The following is a 2,690-nucleotide window of genomic DNA, read 5'->3' as shown; positions in this document are numbered from 1 at the left end:
CGGTATTTTTCCCCGACACACCACGGCGGGAACCGCTCCTGCGGGAAGCAGTACTATGCGGGGAAGCTTTGCGGCCGACAGTATCCTGCCCCTCCTGCCGCTTCCCGGAACCCTTCTGGGCAGCAGTATCCGAAGCATCATCCAACTCCCAGAATTCATCAATCTCCCCCGACTGTTCCATTCTGTCCTTATCTGTCATAAATTACCTCCTTTACCGACTCTATACTACCATTATAGACCCCAAGTGTCCATATTGTAAGGAAAAATTGTAACTGCTCAGTAGGTCAGCGCATTTAGCTGCGCAGGCCAGCGCTTTGCGTTGACCGTAAGAAAGTGATTCAAGAGTGCTAAAATCCATCGCCAAAGGCGATTTAGGATGGTTTTTAGCAGTAACTGTGAGGGGTACTGAACGGTTAAAATTAAGACTTTGACACCCTCAAGTCATGTAGAAATACAGATAGAAACAGCCCGTGAGAGCTTGCTTACTAAGGACTGTTTCTATCTGTATTTCTATAGGGCGCCAGCCCTCATTCATAATTTGGCGTCCATAACAAAAAAGCAACACACAACATACCTCCCGCCAAATTATGAATGGCATGGCTGAGGCCTGCCAACACCCCAATCCCTTCTCCCACCATTTTCCCCTCCCCCACATCTTCCCAACCCCCATAAAACCTGCTATAATCACACAATAATCCCCTCATCCCCAAAAAACTAACCCAAGGAGACACTCCACATGAAAAAGAAAATCACCCTGAAAGACATCCTCATTCTTCAAGCCGTAATCGCCATATACACACTTTCCACAGTAATGGCTAAGCTGGCCAGCGGCCACCCCACATTATCACTTAATTTCTTCCTCTTCTACGGCGCCGAACTCGCCATTTTGGCGATTTACGCCCTTCTATGGCAGCAGATGATAAAAAAATTCGAATTATCCATTGCCTATACAAACCGGGCCATGGCCCTGCTCTGGTCCCTTATCTGGGCCGCAGTAATATTTCATGACAAAATAACCCTGAAAAACATAATCGGCGTAGCCCTGGTAATTACCGGGACAATAATCGTTAACGGCGGACAGCAGAAGGAGGAACTGTGCGATGAAGCTTAATATTTATTACCTGTTCCTTTTCGCAGGCGTTCTGGCAGCCTCTTTTTCCCAGGTTCTTTTAAAAAAAGCCGCCTGCAGACAGTATGGCTCCTTTATCCGCGAATATCTGAATCCCTATGTAATCAGCGGATATATACTGCTTGTAGGTTCTACCATACTGAATGTCAGCGGCCTCCGAGGCCTTTCCTTTATGAATGGTCCGGTGATTGAATCCTTTGGCTATGTGCTTGTCCTTCTGCTTAGCCGGCTTTTCTTCTCGGAAAAAATTACGAAACGGAAACTCGCAGGCGTGGGCTGTATTCTGGCCGGCGTGATTGTTTACTATCTGTAGAAGCGGTGGCCGCAGCAATGACTTTGTCAGAATTTATGCCGGACGGCAGCGCCTTGAACCATTTGCTGTACCGATGCATCCGGTATTCCACGGAAAGCTCCTTCAGGCTTTTTTCATCCGCACATTTTTCTTTCAGCTGGCCACGCTCCTCCTTACTCAGGTTCACATATTTCATGTACGAAATCCCCAGCTCCGTCAGCTTGCCGCTGCAGGCCGGGCAATACACCTTGTGGCCGTTGAGAATGTGAATTCGACGGCAATATTTGCAGTAATGGATATACATCATGACGAATCACTCCTTTTCTTTTTGACTCTCCGCCCCGTGTTTGACATGCACCGCACAGGAAAGCAGAAAACGCTGTTTTTTTAACTTTCTTTCCCTCTTATTCTGTCATATCATGCCAGAAGCCGCAATGAAAAGTATTCGACAAAAAATGCGGATTCTTACGGTATGAGGAGAAGGAAAAGGATGAAATCCGCCCGGCAGACCAAGGAACAAAAGGAAAATTAAGAGAATATTAAGGAAGTAATTGCTGGAAAAAGAGGAAGCAAGGTTGAACCGTGAGGAAGGGGTGTGGTATACTGTTTCTGCGGGAAAAATGCCGTCGCAACGGCATGTCCCGGATTTTACTGTAAACGGGTTCTGTATAGCTCCGGTGATGTTCGATGCGCCGGTTTTCTTTAATTCAGAACTGCAGAAAACGGAGAATGAATCATGCCTAATCAACCAACAGATAAAAATCAGAAAGCTGTTCTGGAAAAAACAGGAAGAAGAATGTCGAATCCCAGCGATGAAAAGCTGCAGAGAACAGCCGGTACCGAAGAAGAACAGCTGTCGGGGAAAATAGAAAAAGTAACAGAAAGCCTGCTGTCCCAATGGGAAATCAGCGAAGATGATTTTGAGGATACGCAGGATCTTACGGAAACGGCAGCGCATATTTCCAGGCAGATTGCGCCTGGCGCTTCCAACAGGAACGCAGCCGGCAGCATACGCAGGGAAGAAGCGGAGCCCCGCAGTCAGGCAACGCCCCACAGTCAGGCAACGCCCCACAGTCAGACGGTATCTCGCAGTCAGACAACGCCCCACAGTCAGTCGGAACCCCGCAGCCAGGCAGCTCCCAGAGGCGAAACAGCGGTTCCCCGCGGTGACGCAGGAGAAAAACGAAGCGGAAAGGAAGGCGGTCGCCGGACGGAAGGCAGTAATCGGCCGGAAAGCAGACGGCCGGCGACAGAGAGAACCGGAGAAAG

General features: G+C 48.7%; 4 protein-coding genes. 3 read left to right on the top strand and 1 reads right to left on the bottom strand.

What is annotated here, in order from left to right; genetic code table 11:
• On the bottom strand, positions 1 to 199 hold a 199-nt coding region (locus HMPREF1548_RS29985), incomplete at its 3' end, for a hypothetical protein (RefSeq protein ID WP_021636866.1).
• A gap of 537 nt (positions 200 to 736) precedes the next feature.
• Between HMPREF1548_RS29985 and HMPREF1548_RS13885 the strand changes: the two genes are divergently transcribed.
• The 3 genes from HMPREF1548_RS13885 to HMPREF1548_RS13870 all read left to right on the top strand — a co-directional run.
• A complete protein-coding gene (locus HMPREF1548_RS13885; RefSeq protein WP_021636864.1) occupies positions 737 to 1,111 on the top strand; it encodes a DMT family transporter in 375 nt (124 codons plus the stop codon).
• Positions 1,101 to 1,442 (top strand): DMT family transporter, encoded by a 342-nt coding sequence (locus tag HMPREF1548_RS13880; RefSeq protein WP_021636863.1) that lies wholly within the window; start codon positions 1,101 to 1,103, stop codon positions 1,440 to 1,442. The genes HMPREF1548_RS13885 and HMPREF1548_RS13880 overlap by 11 nt, the downstream gene beginning before the upstream one ends.
• Positions 1,443 to 2,157: 715 nt before the next feature.
• On the top strand, positions 2,158 to 2,690 hold a 533-nt coding region (locus HMPREF1548_RS13870), incomplete at its 3' end, for a hypothetical protein (RefSeq protein WP_021636860.1).

The sequence above is a fragment of the Clostridium sp. KLE 1755 genome, from assembly GCF_000466465.2.
Classification (GTDB): domain Bacteria; phylum Bacillota; class Clostridia; order Lachnospirales; family Lachnospiraceae; genus Eisenbergiella; species Eisenbergiella porci.
The sequence above is the reverse complement of the archived record's forward strand: the minus strand, read 5'-3'. Positions and strand labels throughout refer to the sequence as shown.